Raw genomic sequence first — 14527 nt, 5'->3', positions numbered from 1 at the left:
GGATAACTAATTGGACTTGCCTTAATTGTTAAAAACCAAGTTTCTTATCCTGTTCAGTTTCACCATTTTGCTCTTGTGAATAAGTGCTACAATCAATAATTGTTGTGATGCCTCCTTTTGGAAGTGGAAAATCTCCCTTTGTATATTTTAATGTAGGGTCGGCATAAACTTTTTGCATATACAATGCAAATATTGGTAGGGCAGTATTTGCACCCTCTCCAAAATTAGTTGACGTAAAGTGAATTGCTCTATCTTCGGCGCCAGTCCATACTCCCGTAACTAATTCGGGGGTTATTCCCATGAACCAACCGTCTGAATTGTTTTGGGTAGTACCAGTTTTACCACCAATCGGATTAGTTAGATTGTACTTCCATCCTAATCTTGCCCCTGTGCCTTCTTTTACCACTGCCTTGAGCATATCCGTCATTACATAGGCTGTTTGTTCATCCAATACAACTTTTACCCTTGGCTTGCGCTCGTAGATAACATTGCCATTCTTGTCTTCAATGCGTAAAAGATAAATTGGTTCGGTCCATACGCCATGGTTTACAAATACAGAATAAGCGCCTACCATGTCATGAACAGAAGCATCAAAAGATCCTAAACAAATAGATGGGACTGCTGGTACATCACTAGTAATTCCCATGTTTTTTGTTAGGGTTGATACCGCAGTTGCGCCAACTTGTTTCATCATGTAGGCAGTAACATAGTTTTGTGAATTTGCTAATGCCTTTTTTAAGCTGATTGTTCCAGGAATAGGTTTATAAGCTTTTGGTGTCCAAATGGTGCCATCACCTGCATCAATACCAACAGGCTCATTAGCAACTGAGTAACAAGGAGAGTAGCCGCCATTTCCAATAGCGACTGCATAAGTAAATGGTTTGGCAGTTGACCCTACTTGGCGGGTTCCCATTTTTACTTGATCGTACTTGAAGTGAGTATAGTTTGTACCACCAACCCACGCACGAATATAGCCTGTTTGAGGCTCCATAGACATCAAAGCATTACGTAACATCAATTTATAATACTTGATTGAGTCAAGCGGTCGCATCAAGGTATCAATCTCACCTCTCCAGCTGAAAATAGTCATTTCAGTAGGTGTTTTAAAATTTTTAATAATATCCTCTTCCGTAAGGCCTTCTGCTTTTAGCTGTTGATATCTATCAGAACGTCGCATGCCCTGATCAATAAGACTTTTGGCTTCCTGAAAATTAAAAGGATCACGTCCTTTCCAAGAATTATTGAACTGTACTTGTAAGGTTTTTAAGTACTCTCTTTGCGCATCTTCAGCATATTTTTGCATGCGCGAGTTAATTGTTGTATAAATCTTTAAACCATCTCTATCGAGATCGTAAGGTGTGCCATCTGCCTTATAAATTGAGTTTTCTTCTAAGGTTTGTTGAATATCTTTCTTCAGCACTGCCCTAAAGTAGGGTGCAGATCCTTCATTATGGTCTGAAGGATTAAATAGAAGTTTTAATGGAATTTTTTTTAGTCGTTCTTCTTCTTCTTCACTAATGTAATTTGCCTTAGCCATATTCTCAATAACCGTATTCCTTCTTAAAAAGGCACGTTCAGGATTACGATTAGGATTATAAAGTGAAGGCCCTTTTAGCATTCCAATCAAAATAGCTGCTTGTTCAGGCTTTAGTTTATCGGGTGTGGTACTGAAATAGGTTCTTGCAGCAGATTTTATCCCAAATGTATTGTAAGATCCGAAATCTACCGTGTTCAAATACATGGTAATAATCTCTTCCTTAGTATATTGACGCTCTAGTTTCACTGCTACAATTAGCTCTTGAGATTTTTGGATTAAGCGCTTTACAAAATTTTTCGAGCGACCTTCCTTCGAAAAAAGATTTAAGGCAAGTTGCTGCGTAATTGTACTCGCTCCTTGTCTTTTACCCATAAGATTGTAGAAAATAACGGTGAAAGTCCGCTTGAAATCAATCCCCGAATGTCCATAAAAACGAATATCTTCAGTAGCAATGAGCGCATTAATAACATTAGGAGAAATTTCATCGTAACGAACATTTGATCTGTTTTGCACATAATAAGTGCCTAAAACCACATTGTCGTCAGCAATAACTTCTGATGCTTGGTTGCTTTTCGGATTCTCTAGCGTTTTTAAATCGGGGAGCTTACCAAAAAGCCCCAAACCAATACTGAATATTAGGATTGCTCCAAACGCAATTATTCCAATGATCCATTTCCAAAATAGGATGGTATATTGACTTAATTCGCGTTGCGTTAAAGGGGTATTCATGTTTTTTTATTGATTAAAATTCTTTTTGTAAAAGTTTACATAACGCTCAAGGGTTCCTAAATCAGTAATTTTTTCAAGGTTTTTATCGCTGATTAGGAATGTACTGTATTTTGTAGCAGGAACTTTCATAATCTCTTTCATAAGAGGATTTATCTGATCAAAATATGCTTGAGCAGCATCTTTGCTATTTAGAGGCCCGACAAATATTAACTGATTTTGATCGGCTACTGATTTAACTTGATGTTTAATTGAATTGCCCGAGAAATTGACGCGGTTAAATTGCCCTATTCCGAAACGGGACGAACTTAAATTCAGAGTAGGGTCAGAAACGTTTACTATGAAATAATAATCGCCAGGCTCATTCAGCTCAAAGAAAGTATCAATTGGCTCAATTTTAATCTTTGGCTCTTCCTTCTTAGCTTCTTGAACGACTAATTCTTCAGGTTTAGTATTTTTAGGTTCTTCGACTACTATTTTTACGGGTTCTACAGCTTTTTTCTCTTCTGATTGCGCTGGCTTTGCCACTACTATAGGCTTTTCTACTACTACAGCCTTTTCTACAACTGCTTCTACAATCACAGGCTTTTTAATCACAGGCTCTTGATTAGTAGGTTCTTCAATCACTGAATTTATGATGGTTTCATTGTCTAATAATGCAAATGGACGATTAGCAATTTCAGTTCTATTGGAGTCGATAAAGGCCAATTGTAATTTAATTAATGGTACAATCAGTTGATCTTCCGGGTTTGAATCAACAATATTTTTAAATGAATCTTCAAGCTTGTCGAGCTTTTCCAAATGTCCTAATGCAAGTGAATTTAAATAAGCTAATTGGGCTGGAATTTTCTCATCTCCCAACTTATTACTATTCTCTTCAATTGATTTTAACACGTCCGAATATTTTTTATCGGTGTATAATTCATACACATCATTGTAAAATTGATTGAAGGCCATTTCTTTCTCGTCATTTTTCTGATTGTAGTCAGGATCAAGAATGATTTTTGCAAATGGTGATTCCGGAAATTGATCTAAAAGAATGTTCTTGTATTTATCGGAAAGCGGCATATTTGCGCCTTTGTAAAGTCTATATAAATTATAGTAAACAGCCAATTTGTTCGGATCTTCCGGAAATCTTTGCAGAAGTTTTTCATACGTATTGATTGCTTCTAAAGTGTCATTAGTTACTTCTCGGTAATAATTGCCAATATCATACATAGCAGATCCGATTTTCTCATTAGAAACTTTTTTCATTTCCTCGCTCAATGGAATTGAATCACTTAATGCTTTTTTCAATGAATCAATATTTACTGATGCGCTTGGAGCAGATATTTCTTTGAAAGGGTCATTAATTGGAACTTGGTTATTTGCTAAAGTATTAGAAATATCGGCAGCTGATTTTTGGCTGCGTCTCCAATTATCTTCTAGCTTTCTTGTCCCCCAAGTCTTTTTAAAATCTACAATCCCTTGATTTATGGCAATGCTATTATTAAAATAGAATTTTGTATTTCCACCGCTGCTACTCGTTGATCCAGCAGTTGTAACTCCTGATTGGTCATTATCAATTTTAGCTTGGGCTTTAATTAATTCTTGCTCAGCTAGCGCGTTTATTTTTTCATTTCGCTCATTTTCTGGCAATTTTGCAAGCATTTGAAGGGTGTCTTCCTTCGCGATAATAGATAAGCGATCAGCAAGTAACTCAATATTATCGGCTTTCTTTTTTATCTGTGCATAGTCAGGATAAATACTTGGAAGTGCTACAAGGGTGCTATCATAGTAAGCTTTCGATTTGATATAGTCACTATCGTTAAAATAAATTTCAGCCAATTTTAAATAGGCTAATCCTTTTTGAATGACATTTTTTGTGCTTTTTGAGATCGCATTATTGTAGTTTTCAATCGCTTTTTCAATGTTATTTTCCTCTGCGTAGCTGTTCGCGATTTGAAAATAAATTTGATCATGAAAATCAATGTTTTTGCTATCTTTTAATAAGGCAGCAATTTGTTTTGTTCTATTTTGAGGATCTAGGCTAATCTTATTTTTAAGATTTATTGAGCTTAATTTTGCATTAAAAGCCATTTCGAAGGAAGCATTGCTCTTTAAAACTCTAGCATAATTTTTATATGCATCCTCTGCCTGCCCATTTATTTGCTGAAGCTGCGCTAAAAGGTAAGTCCAGCGTATTTTATTCTGCTTACTTGTTTTAGAAGCAATCGCTTTTTCAAGCATATTAATCGCCTGAAGATCTTCCTTTGCATAGATATGTAGTTGTGCACGGATAGCGAATATATCTGCGACAGATTTTTTCTCTGTATTGACGTATTTTAATGCAGAATCAATGGAGTTATAAGCTTCTTCTAGCCTGTCAGATGCTATTAATGACCTCGTTTTCCAAGCTAAAGAGGCTTGCTTAACTTCTTTTTCCTTCGGATAATTTAGGCACACATAATCAAAATATTCAACGGCATTAAAAAAATTAGACTTTAAATGATTTGCTTTTCCGATTAAGAAATAGGCTTCATCTACATATTTGCTCTGAGATTTCTCATTCGCAATGGTATTTGCCTTTAATATTGCTTGATCTAATTTGCCCAACTCGCCCTGAGAATTGCTTTCATTAGCTTCTTTGAAGACCGAGATAATTCGGTCATAATCGTCGGAATGAGCCAATTGAATATTTCTCTCACTTTCATTTACAATTTCATTAGCATTATAAAGAATGTTGAAATGAGCAGTCAAATTTTGCATATTCCTGCTCGCAACAGTCTCTTTCTGGGAATTGCAGGAAGAAAAGCTCAGTCCAAGGGCTAAGCTTAAAAATAAAAATTGTCGTATAACTTGATTTTTTGATCTCAAATTAATTTTCTTTAATTAGTATAACAGAAACTATGCAAAGATATTTTATCAGAACGGAATTGTAGTCATAAATATAAACTCTTTATCTAAGAAATTTTTAGATCGGCTCATACCAAATGCTAATTTGGATATGAAGGTGCATGATTTATTAAAATTAGGCATTTATTTTTCCTGTTTTTGATTTTTTCCGCAATGCAAGGCTTTATTTTAATAATTTTGCGATGTTAATTTTCAATAATGGAAGAGGAAAGAAATAAGCCAAATTCTGAGAATTCAAAAGGTCAGTCTTATGCAAATTTTGCAAAATATACGGGTGTAGCTTTCCAAATGATGGCTATTATTGGAGGTTCAGCATATATAGGATACAAAATTGATCAATATTACGATCATAAAGTTCAATATGTTACGGCTATAGCTTGTGTTTTGGGCGTATTTTTATCCATTTATCAAACTGTCAGACAATTGAAGGCATGAGTTTTAATCGCTTTATAATTTATTTTATTCTGTTCAACTTGTTTTTAGCGGCTGCTCCCTTTTTTGCCGATTATTTCTTTCCGGAAAGAGGCGTTTTAATCCCTAAATTTTGGCCAATGTTTTGGATATTCTCATTCATTACTTTCAATATTTATATAATTGCTTCTTGGAGAATGAGAATTAGTGACCAAGCTTCTGCACAAGCACTACTCGTTAGCATCACAGTAAAGATGCTTTTTAGCATGATTATAGCCTTTGTTTATATTCAAAATAACACCTTTGATCCAATTTATTTCGTGATCAATTTTTTTTATCTGTATTTCTTTCATACAGTGTTTGAAATATATTGTTTGTTGTGTAACTTGCGCAACCAAAAAATTAAGTAAATTCCTTATAATAAATGGATTTGAGCCATATTTTCAATACAAAAAAATTCTTCAGCCTTGCATTTTGTGCAGTTTTCTTTTCGCTATTGAGTTTTTCTGCCTTTTCAGAAGAGCACGCAGCAGCAGATTCTTCTAAGGTTTCAGCTACTGAAGCGCATGTTGAGGAAGCAGACGAAGATATTTCTGAAGTGATTCTTCACCATATTGCAGATTCACATGAATGGCATTTTTTCGGCCATGTTTATATTCCACTTCCAGTAATTCTTTGGACCGATAATGGACTTAAGACTTTTCTTTCAAATAAATTTGGTCATAATGATCATGGGACTGAAATCTTAGATCTAGAGGGTACAAAACTTGTAAATTATCATGGCAAGTATTATTACCCATCTGATGTTAAAAGTGCTAATGGAACTTACATTACTTATAATGCAGATGGAGAGCTTTTGAATAAAAAGCCACTCGACATATCTATCACTAAGAATGTTGTTTCGTTATTAATATCTGTTACAATTCTTTTAATTGTTTTTATTGGCGTTGCTAATTCATACAAAAAGAGAGAGGGTAAAGCCCCTAAGGGAATGCAATCTTTGTTGGAACCAATTATTTTATTTGTCCGTGACGATATTGCAAAACCACAATTGGGACATAAATACAGAGGTTTCATGCCTTATTTACTGACGATATTTTTCTTCGTTTGGTTAAATAACCTTTTGGGATTAGTTCCTTTCTTCCCAGGTGGAGCAAACGTAACCGGAAATATTGCAGTTACAATGATGCTTGCACTTTGTACTTTTGTTTTAACTACGGTTAATGGGAATAAAAATTATTGGGGTCACGTATTTACACCTCACGTTCCTTGGTGGTTATATCCACTAATGATTCCAGTTGAAATTGTAGGACTAATTGTGAAGCCTGTAGCATTAATGATTCGTTTGTTTGCAAACATCACTGCCGGTCACATTTTGATCTTAAGTTTAATATCTCTGATTTTTATTTTGAAATCAGTATTTGTTGCGGGTGTCGCAATTCCATTCGTGCTATTTATTAGTGTAATTGAATTGTTAGTAGGTTTTATTCAAGCATTCATCTTCACCATTTTATCAGCCCTATTTATTGGGATGGCGGTAGAAGAGCATGCTGAACATTAATTTGAATTATTTTTTGTTTAATATATATTTAAAAATCAGACTATGATCGTTGGAAGTATCGCAGGTATTGGTGCAGGATTAGCTGCTCTTGGAGCAGGCATTGGTATCGGAAACATTGGTGGAAAAGCTATGGAAGGTATGGCTCGCCAACCTGAAGCAGCATCTAAAATTCAAACAGCTATGTTAATCGCGGCAGCATTCGTTGAAGCGGTAGCATTATTTGCTGTGGTTGTTGCGTTCTTAGGAACAAGGTAAAAACAAAATAAGGCCTGTGCGATTGGCACCGGCCTTATTTTATTATTTTGATTGATTATTAAACAATATAACAAATGATATTACTGGCATTAAATCCATTGGTTACTCCGGATCCGGGTTTATTCATCTGGTCGACAGTTACTTTTTTAATACTGTTTTTCCTTCTAAGCAAGTTTGCCTGGAAGCCAATAGTTAAGGCTCTTGATGAGCGTGAGCGTTTTATCGAAGATTCTTTGGCAAAGGCTGAAATGGCGAAAGCTGAAATGGCTAAATTGATCAGTGAGAACGAAGATCTTTTAAAGGAAGCACGTTTAAAGCGTGATGAGATTTTAAAAGAGGCTAAAGAGATTAAAGATCAGATCGTTAATGATGCAAAAGAACAAGCTAAAACCGAAGGTTCTAAGCTTATTGAAAAAGCAAAAATTGAGATTACTAATCAGAAGCTTGCCGCAATGGCAGAAATAAAAAATCAAGTTTCTAGCTTGTCTATTGAAATTGCTGAAAAAGTTTTGCGTAAGCAATTCGAAGATCAGGGAAAACAAGAGGCTCTTGTAAACGACCTTCTGAAAGAAGTAAAACTTAATTAAGAATTTTGTTAATCTAATTTGATAAGACAATAAATTAACAAATCGAATTATGTCAGAAATACAAGTTGCATCGCGTTACGCAAAAGCTTTAATTGATCTGGCGGCTGAGCAAAATATTGTTGAGCCGGTTAAGAAGGATATTGAGTTATTTATCGATACCTGTAAAGCCAATGCAGAACTTCAAGCGATTCTAAAAAATCCAATTATTAGCCTTGATAAAAAAGCGAATATTTTGGATGCTATATTTGGCGATAAGCTGAATAAAATGATTCTTGAATTTTTCAAAATTGCTATCAGGAAGGGACGCGCTGATGTTTTATTAGCCTCTGCTAAAGAATATGTTAATCAGTATAATGTGCTGAAAAATGTAGTGAAGGCAACAGTTACCTCCTCTTCAGCTTTAAGTAAAGAAAATATTAGTCAGATTGAAGCAGTAGTAAAAGAGGCAACTAAAGGTGAAGTAATTCTTACTTCTCATGTTGATCCTGCATTAATTGGTGGCTTTATTCTTAAAGTTGGCGATAGACAATTTGATACAAGCTTGTCGGGTAAACTCAACAAACTTAAAAAGGAATTTCAACAAAATTAATTACCCCAATCCCATAATAGGGCAAAAATTGCTCCCAATAGGGGTGGGGGCGTAAGATTTACAATATAAAACTCAAAAAATACTACTATGGTAGAGGTAAGACCAGATGAAGTTTCGGCGATTTTAAGACAACAACTGTCAGGCTTTAAATCGGAGGCCGAGCTCGAAGAGGTTGGTACTGTGTTACAAGTGGGTGATGGTATTGCTCGCGTATACGGTTTAACAAAAGTTCAATCAGGTGAGCTGGTTGAGTTTGAAAATGGTTTGCAAGGTATCGTTTTGAACCTGGAAGAAGACAATGTGGGTGTCGTGTTACTTGGTGCTTTTGATGAAATCAAAGAAGGCGCTACAGTAAAACGTACCAATAAAATTGCTTCTATCAAGGTTGGTGAAGGTATGCTTGGACGCGTTGTTAATACTTTAGGTCAGCCAATTGATGGTAAGGGACCAATTACAGGTGATACTTATGAAATGCCTTTGGAGCGTAAAGCACCAGGTGTAATTTATCGTCAGCCAGTAACTGAACCATTACAAACTGGTATCAAAGCAATTGATGCGATGATTCCAATTGGTCGCGGACAACGTGAGCTTGTAATTGGTGATCGTCAGACTGGAAAAACTGCAGTTTGTATTGATACCATCATCAATCAAAAAGAATTTTACGAAGCAGGAAATCCTGTATTCTGTATTTATGTAGCTATCGGACAGAAAAATTCTACTGTAGCTCAAATATTAAAGGTATTAGAAGAAAATGGTGCTTTACCTTACACAGTAATCGTTGCAGCTTCTGCAGCTGATCCTGCACCAATGCAGTTCTACGCTCCATTTGCGGGTGCTGCAATTGGCGAATTCTTCCGTGATACTGGTAGACCAGCATTAATTGTTTATGATGATCTTTCTAAGCAAGCTGTTTCTTATCGTGAGGTATCTCTACTTTTACGTCGTCCTCCAGGTCGTGAGGCTTATCCAGGTGACGTATTCTACCTTCACAGCCGTTTGTTAGAGCGTGCTGCAAAAATTAATTCAAACGATTCTATCGCTCAGTCAATGAACGATCTTCCTGAATCAATTAAGCATATCGTAAAAGGTGGTGGTTCATTAACGGCTTTGCCAATTATTGAAACTCAAGCTGGTGACGTTTCTGCATATATCCCAACTAACGTGATTTCAATCACCGACGGACAGATATTCCTTGAGTCGAACTTGTTTAACGCTGGTGTTCGTCCCGCAATTAATGTAGGTATCTCGGTATCTCGTGTGGGTGGTAACGCGCAAATCAAGTCGATGAAGAAAGTTGCCGGTACTCTTAAGCTTGACCAAGCTCAATATCGTGAATTAGAGGCCTTCTCTAAATTCGGTTCTGATCTTGATGCAGCAACAAAATTAGTACTTGATAAAGGTGCTCGTAACGTTGAATTGTTAAAACAAGCACAGTTTGCACCCGAAACAGTTGAAAAGCAAGTAGCTATTCTTTATGTTGGTACCAAAAACTTAATGAGAAATGTTCCTGTAAATAAGGTTAAAGATTTTGAATTTGAGTTTATCCAGCAGATTGAGCAACGTCACCCAGAAGTTTTACAAGCTTTAAAAGCTGGTAAATTGGATGATAGCATTACAACTGTTCTTGAAACAGTGGCTAAGGAGCTTAGCGGTAAATATTAATTGAGATATGAGATCATAGATGTGAGATTTGAGATTCGTCTCACATCTCACATCTCAGGTCTCAAATCTCATATCTCACATCTCACATCTCAATAAGATGGCAAATTTAAAAGAAGTAAGAAATCGTATAGCATCTGTAACCTCAACCCAGCAGATTACTAAAGCCATGAAAATGGTTTCAGCAGCTAAGTTGAAAAGAGCAACAAGTGCAATTGTTCAGTTGCGTCCTTATGCGAATAAAATGAGGGATATCTTGTCCAACCTATCTGCTACCATGGATGGATCAAACTCTCCTTTTACGCAAGAACGTGAGCCGAATAAGGTTTTGATTATTGCTATTTCTTCAAATCGTGGTTTGGCAGGTGCATTCAATATGAATGTGATTAAAACTACCAATAACCTGATTAATGATAAATATTCTGAACAATTTCGCCAAGGAAACGTACATATCGTTGCCATCGGTAAGAAAGTTCAAGATTTTTATGAGAAACGTAAATACAATGTTATCGGTAATAATAACGAACTTTTCTCTGATTTAACTTTCGAAAATACCTCAAAAATTACTGAGTCTGTCATGGCAGGATTTCAGAAAGGCGAATATGATCGTGTGGAGTTGGTTTACAACCAGTTTAAAAATGCTGCAGTGCAAGTTCTTACTACAGAACAATTATTGCCTGTACCTAAGTCGGATATGACCAATTTGACTTCTTCTCAAACTGATTATGTTTTAGAACCATCACAAGAGGAAATTGTAGAACAACTAATACCTAAATCTGTAAAAACTCAAGTTTTTAAAGCTGTTTTAGATTCTCATGCTTCTGAACATGGTGCGCGTATGACTGCAATGGATAAGGCTACTGAAAATGCTGGCGACTTATTAAAATCGCTTAAATTATCGTATAACCAAGCTAGACAAGCAGCAATTACAACCGAATTAACTGAAATTGTAAGTGGTGCAGCAGCATTATCTAACGGATAATTAAATTTTAATTACAATATTTTGTAAATTTGTATTTCTAAATAAACCGAAATGGAAGATTCTTTAAATAAAAATAACTCAACTGCAGAAGCTAATAATCCTTCACACTACAAAACTATTGTTTTAGGTATTGCTATTGGTTTAGTAGGTATTTTTCTACGCTTTACAGGCGAATGGCCGATGATAAGCATCGTTTCTAATGTGCTTTGGGTAATTGGTTCAGTAATTTGCTTAAGAGCTGTTCTTAGAATTTTAAAATAGTCTTATATTATATAAAAAAAGGCTCGTATCCTATTGGTTATGAGCCTTTTCTGTTTTATAGCACTGCCAAATAATATTTTCAATAAATATTGTACACTGCCTATCTCGGCTTATACTTCGATTCGTTTAGAATTTTTTGGGCATCACCCTCTTGCATTAACTGTTGTAAACTTAACTCTGGATTTTTATCCATATACTTCTTTACAATTTGCCAGCCAGTCCAAATTCCTAATTTAGGTGCAGAGTCAGATTTTTCGCCAATACCCGGAGTAAATGGCGCCTCAGCTATATATTTCTGTATTTTTAAGTAATCTGATTCGTATAAAAGGTTATTTTCAATAAAATAAGCCCAAATCCCAGATTCATATTCTTCACACCAATCGAGTTGCTTTTGGGTATATCCAATCTTGAGCGTATCACTTGTTTCGGGCATCACTGCATCCATCAAATAAAGAACCTTCCCATTGTAAATCATTTTACTTAGTAAGGTTCTGTCGCTGTCTTTTTCTGGGAATATGTCCTCCCGAATGAGGGTTTCTATTACCCTGGGACTTATATTTTCTGGATTGAATCGTCTAGCAATATAAGCAGGAATACTTTCTCTAAGGGCAGGATAAAAGCGTTCTCCATTTTTGCCTAAGAACATATCTAAGCCTATTCCAATATAGTCGTTGCCAATTGGCGTTTGTACCGCAAAACCCGATAAAAAACTTATTAAACGTGGTAATTTCTGCTTCGGATAATAGTATTTAATGTATTTAAATGCTTGATTAATCTCTAATTCTTGCTTTTTGAGATCAGGAAAAGTCTTATCTACAGTGTTTTTTAATTCTAAATAATCAGGATTTTGAAGAATAAATCTCAAATTAGAATAATATGCTGTATCACTTGCTACACCGGCAACGATTATTTTTTCCATATAATCATCATAAAACCAGGTATATTTTTTCCTTAAATCTGGCGCTTTTTCGGAGATATTATTTGCATTTAAGCTTCCAAAATCCTTATCAAATCGTTCAATTTTAGTATTTAGATTGATTTTGCTGATATCGGGAGTCTTTTTATTATTACAAGACAGGATCATCAGGCATATTAAAAAAAACAGGTAAATTTGCGCTCGTCTCATAAATGAAGATAAATTGCTAAATTATGAAAATGCACAGAATATTCTGTGTTTAGCTTATGAATAGCGCTCAATTAATTTAGCTTTAATGATTAGACCATGAAAATAGCCCTTGCTCAACTAAATTATATTATTGGAGATTTCGATTTTAACACCTCCAAAATAATTGATACACTCCATTCAGCAAAGGCTCAAGGTGCTGATTTAGTGGTATTTGCCGAGCTTTCTGTTTGTGCTTACTCGCCTTGCGATTTTCTGGAATTCTCGGAATTTATCGATCAATGTGAAGATTCAGCTAGGAAGATTGCTGAGGCTTGTGAGGGTATTGCATGCATCATCGGACTCCCAACAAAGAATCCTGAAATTAAGGGCAAGGATTTGTATAATTCGGCTTATTTTATTGAAAATGGGAAGGTTAAGTCCATTGTGAATAAGGCTCTACTCCCAAATTATGATGTTTTTGATGAGTATCGCTACTTTGAGCCAGCTGTAAATTTTAGCTGCATCGAGTTTAAAGGCCATAAAATTGCGCTTACTATTTGTGAGGATCTTTGGAATATCAACGATAATCCGATGTATGTGATTTCGCCAATGGAGGAGCTTGCAAAGGAAAATCCGGATTTCATGATTAATATTGCAGCCTCTCCTTTCGCTTATAATCATGATGAAGAAAGGGTACAAGTATTGGGGGATAACTGCCGGAAATATAAATTGCCATTATTCTATGTAAATCAGATTGGCGCTCAAACAGAAATTATTTTTGATGGAGGTTCTTTAGTATTTGATCAAGAAGGTGCACTCCTCGATGAACTGCCTTATTTTCAGGAAAGTCTCAGGTTTTATTCTATTGAAGAAGGAAAGATTTTCGGACTAAACGCTATCATTCATAATCCTCATAATGATATTGAACAAATTCATGATGCTTTAGTCTTAGGTATTAAAGACTATTTCCAAAAATCTGGATTTTCGAAGGCGGTACTCGGACTTTCCGGCGGAATTGATTCTGCGCTCGTTTGTGCGCTTGCCGCTGAGGCTTTGGGATCGGAGAACGTTATGGCTGTTTTAATGCCTTCAGAGTACTCTAGCGATCATTCTATACAAGATGCATTAGATCTTGTTGCCAACCTTGGCTGTAAACATCAAATCATTCCAATTAAGGAGGCTACAGCAGCATTCGATAGCATGATGAAGCCAGCATTTGAAGATCTTCCATTTAATGTGGCAGAAGAGAATATTCAAGCAAGAAGTAGAGGCATTGTTGTAATGGCTATGTCGAATAAATTTGGTTATATTTTACTCAATACATCCAATAAAAGTGAGTGTGCTGTAGGCTATGGGACTTTGTATGGAGATATGGCTGGAGCAATTTCTGTTTTGGGAGATGTATATAAAACGCAAGTTTATAAATTAGCTCATTTCATTAATAGAAATGGTGAAATTATTCCTCAAAATAGCATCGTGAAACCCCCATCGGCTGAATTACGTCCGGGACAAAAAGATTCGGATTCATTGCCAGATTATGAGGTATTAGATGCCATACTTTTCCAATATATTGAGCTTAAAAAGAGTTCCTCCGAACTAATTTCAATGGGTTTTGATGAAGCAATGGTTAAGAGAATCCTTAGGATGGTAAACATGGCCGAATTTAAGCGTAAACAAGCACCCCCAATACTTCGAGTTTCCCCAAAAGCATTTGGAACGGGTAGGAGAATGCCGATTGTGGCGAAGTATAGATGATAGATAATAGATGTGAGATATGAGACAATAGATATGAGACACGGTGCTTCTCACATCTTTATTTAGATTTGAGATAATAGATTTGAGATATGAGATACGGTGCCTCTCACATCTCATATCTTTATTTAGATTTGAGACAATAGATTTGAGATATGAGATACGGTGCCTCTCACATCTCACATCTGTATTTAGATTTGAGACAAT

The 14527-nt window shown here is 35.7% G+C and carries 12 protein-coding genes; 9 read left to right on the top strand and 3 right to left on the bottom strand.

Features of this window, described 5'->3' with window-relative positions:
• Positions 1-28 precede the first annotated feature (28 nt).
• Together QZ136_RS02945 and QZ136_RS02940 are read right to left on the bottom strand one after the other, a co-directional pair.
• Positions 29-2266: a transglycosylase domain-containing protein gene (locus QZ136_RS02945; protein ID WP_291400161.1), complete on the bottom strand. Its 2238-nt coding sequence runs from the start codon at positions 2264-2266 to the stop codon at positions 29-31.
• Positions 2267-2272: 6 nt separating this feature from the next.
• Positions 2273-5011 (bottom strand): tetratricopeptide repeat protein, encoded by a 2739-nt coding sequence (locus QZ136_RS02940; RefSeq protein WP_291400159.1) that lies wholly within the window; start codon positions 5009-5011, stop codon positions 2273-2275.
• A gap of 345 nt (positions 5012-5356) precedes the next feature.
• Between QZ136_RS02940 and QZ136_RS02935 the strand changes: the two genes are divergently transcribed.
• From QZ136_RS02935 to QZ136_RS02900, 8 genes are all read left to right on the top strand, one after another.
• On the top strand, positions 5357-5593 hold the full coding sequence (locus QZ136_RS02935; RefSeq protein WP_291400157.1) for an AtpZ/AtpI family protein: 237 nt from the start codon (positions 5357-5359) through the stop codon (positions 5591-5593).
• 400 nt (positions 5594-5993) lie between these two features.
• Entirely contained in the window at positions 5994-7130 is a 1137-nt protein-coding gene (gene atpB / locus QZ136_RS02930) for a F0F1 ATP synthase subunit A (protein ID WP_291400155.1), read from the top strand.
• A gap of 42 nt (positions 7131-7172) precedes the next feature.
• Positions 7173-7385, top strand: coding sequence for an ATP synthase F0 subunit C (gene atpE / locus QZ136_RS02925; RefSeq protein WP_291400153.1), 213 nt, complete (start codon positions 7173-7175; stop codon positions 7383-7385).
• Between the two features lie 74 nt (positions 7386-7459).
• Entirely contained in the window at positions 7460-7972 is a 513-nt protein-coding gene (locus QZ136_RS02920; protein WP_291400151.1) for a F0F1 ATP synthase subunit B, read from the top strand.
• 49 nt (positions 7973-8021) lie between these two features.
• Positions 8022-8561 (top strand): ATP synthase F1 subunit delta, encoded by a 540-nt coding sequence (gene atpH, locus QZ136_RS02915; RefSeq protein WP_291400149.1) that lies wholly within the window; start codon positions 8022-8024, stop codon positions 8559-8561.
• Between the two features lie 87 nt (positions 8562-8648).
• On the top strand, positions 8649-10223 hold the full coding sequence (atpA, locus tag QZ136_RS02910; RefSeq protein WP_291400147.1) for a F0F1 ATP synthase subunit alpha: 1575 nt from the start codon (positions 8649-8651) through the stop codon (positions 10221-10223).
• Between the two features lie 97 nt (positions 10224-10320).
• Positions 10321-11202, top strand: a complete 882-nt coding sequence (gene atpG, locus QZ136_RS02905) for an ATP synthase F1 subunit gamma (RefSeq protein ID WP_291400145.1) — start codon at positions 10321-10323, stop codon at positions 11200-11202.
• Between the two features lie 51 nt (positions 11203-11253).
• Complete coding sequence (locus QZ136_RS02900) at positions 11254-11463, top strand: hypothetical protein (RefSeq protein WP_291400143.1); 210 nt, start codon at positions 11254-11256, stop codon at positions 11461-11463.
• A gap of 100 nt (positions 11464-11563) precedes the next feature.
• On the opposite strand, the gene gldB is transcribed toward QZ136_RS02900, so the two are convergent.
• On the bottom strand, positions 11564-12589 hold the full coding sequence (gene gldB, locus QZ136_RS02895) for a gliding motility lipoprotein GldB (protein ID WP_291400141.1): 1026 nt from the start codon (positions 12587-12589) through the stop codon (positions 11564-11566).
• A 96-nt stretch (positions 12590-12685) separates the two neighbouring features.
• On the opposite strand from gldB, the gene QZ136_RS02890 reads away from it, so the two are divergent.
• Positions 12686-14323: an NAD+ synthase gene (locus QZ136_RS02890; RefSeq protein ID WP_291400139.1), complete on the top strand. Its 1638-nt coding sequence runs from the start codon at positions 12686-12688 to the stop codon at positions 14321-14323.
• Positions 14324-14527 lie beyond the last annotated feature (204 nt).

The organism is Daejeonella sp., from assembly GCF_017495225.1.
GTDB lineage: Bacteria > Bacteroidota > Bacteroidia > Sphingobacteriales > Sphingobacteriaceae > Daejeonella.
This window is presented reverse-complemented; position numbering and strand designations above follow the sequence as displayed.

What these genes read in the sequence shown, in the direction of transcription:
- QZ136_RS02940 (WP_291400159.1), bottom strand. Translation starts at nt 5,011, where the DNA reads ATGCAAAATTTGACTGCTCATTTCAACATTCTTTATAATGCTAATGAA.
- atpA (WP_291400147.1), top strand. Translation starts at nt 8,649, where the DNA reads ATGGTAGAGGTAAGACCAGATGAAGTTTCGGCGATTTTAAGACAACAA.
- QZ136_RS02920 (WP_291400151.1), top strand. Translation starts at nt 7,460, where the DNA reads ATGATATTACTGGCATTAAATCCATTGGTTACTCCGGATCCGGGTTTA.
- QZ136_RS02935 (WP_291400157.1), top strand. Translation starts at nt 5,357, where the DNA reads ATGGAAGAGGAAAGAAATAAGCCAAATTCTGAGAATTCAAAAGGTCAG.
- gldB (WP_291400141.1), bottom strand. Translation starts at nt 12,589, where the DNA reads ATGAGACGAGCGCAAATTTACCTGTTTTTTTTAATATGCCTGATGATC.
- atpH (WP_291400149.1), top strand. Translation starts at nt 8,022, where the DNA reads ATGTCAGAAATACAAGTTGCATCGCGTTACGCAAAAGCTTTAATTGAT.
- atpG (WP_291400145.1), top strand. Translation starts at nt 10,321, where the DNA reads ATGGCAAATTTAAAAGAAGTAAGAAATCGTATAGCATCTGTAACCTCA.
- QZ136_RS02945 (WP_291400161.1), bottom strand. Translation starts at nt 2,266, where the DNA reads ATGAATACCCCTTTAACGCAACGCGAATTAAGTCAATATACCATCCTA.
- atpE (WP_291400153.1), top strand. Translation starts at nt 7,173, where the DNA reads ATGATCGTTGGAAGTATCGCAGGTATTGGTGCAGGATTAGCTGCTCTT.
- QZ136_RS02900 (WP_291400143.1), top strand. Translation starts at nt 11,254, where the DNA reads ATGGAAGATTCTTTAAATAAAAATAACTCAACTGCAGAAGCTAATAAT.
- QZ136_RS02890 (WP_291400139.1), top strand. Translation starts at nt 12,686, where the DNA reads ATGAAAATAGCCCTTGCTCAACTAAATTATATTATTGGAGATTTCGAT.
- atpB (WP_291400155.1), top strand. Translation starts at nt 5,994, where the DNA reads ATGGATTTGAGCCATATTTTCAATACAAAAAAATTCTTCAGCCTTGCA.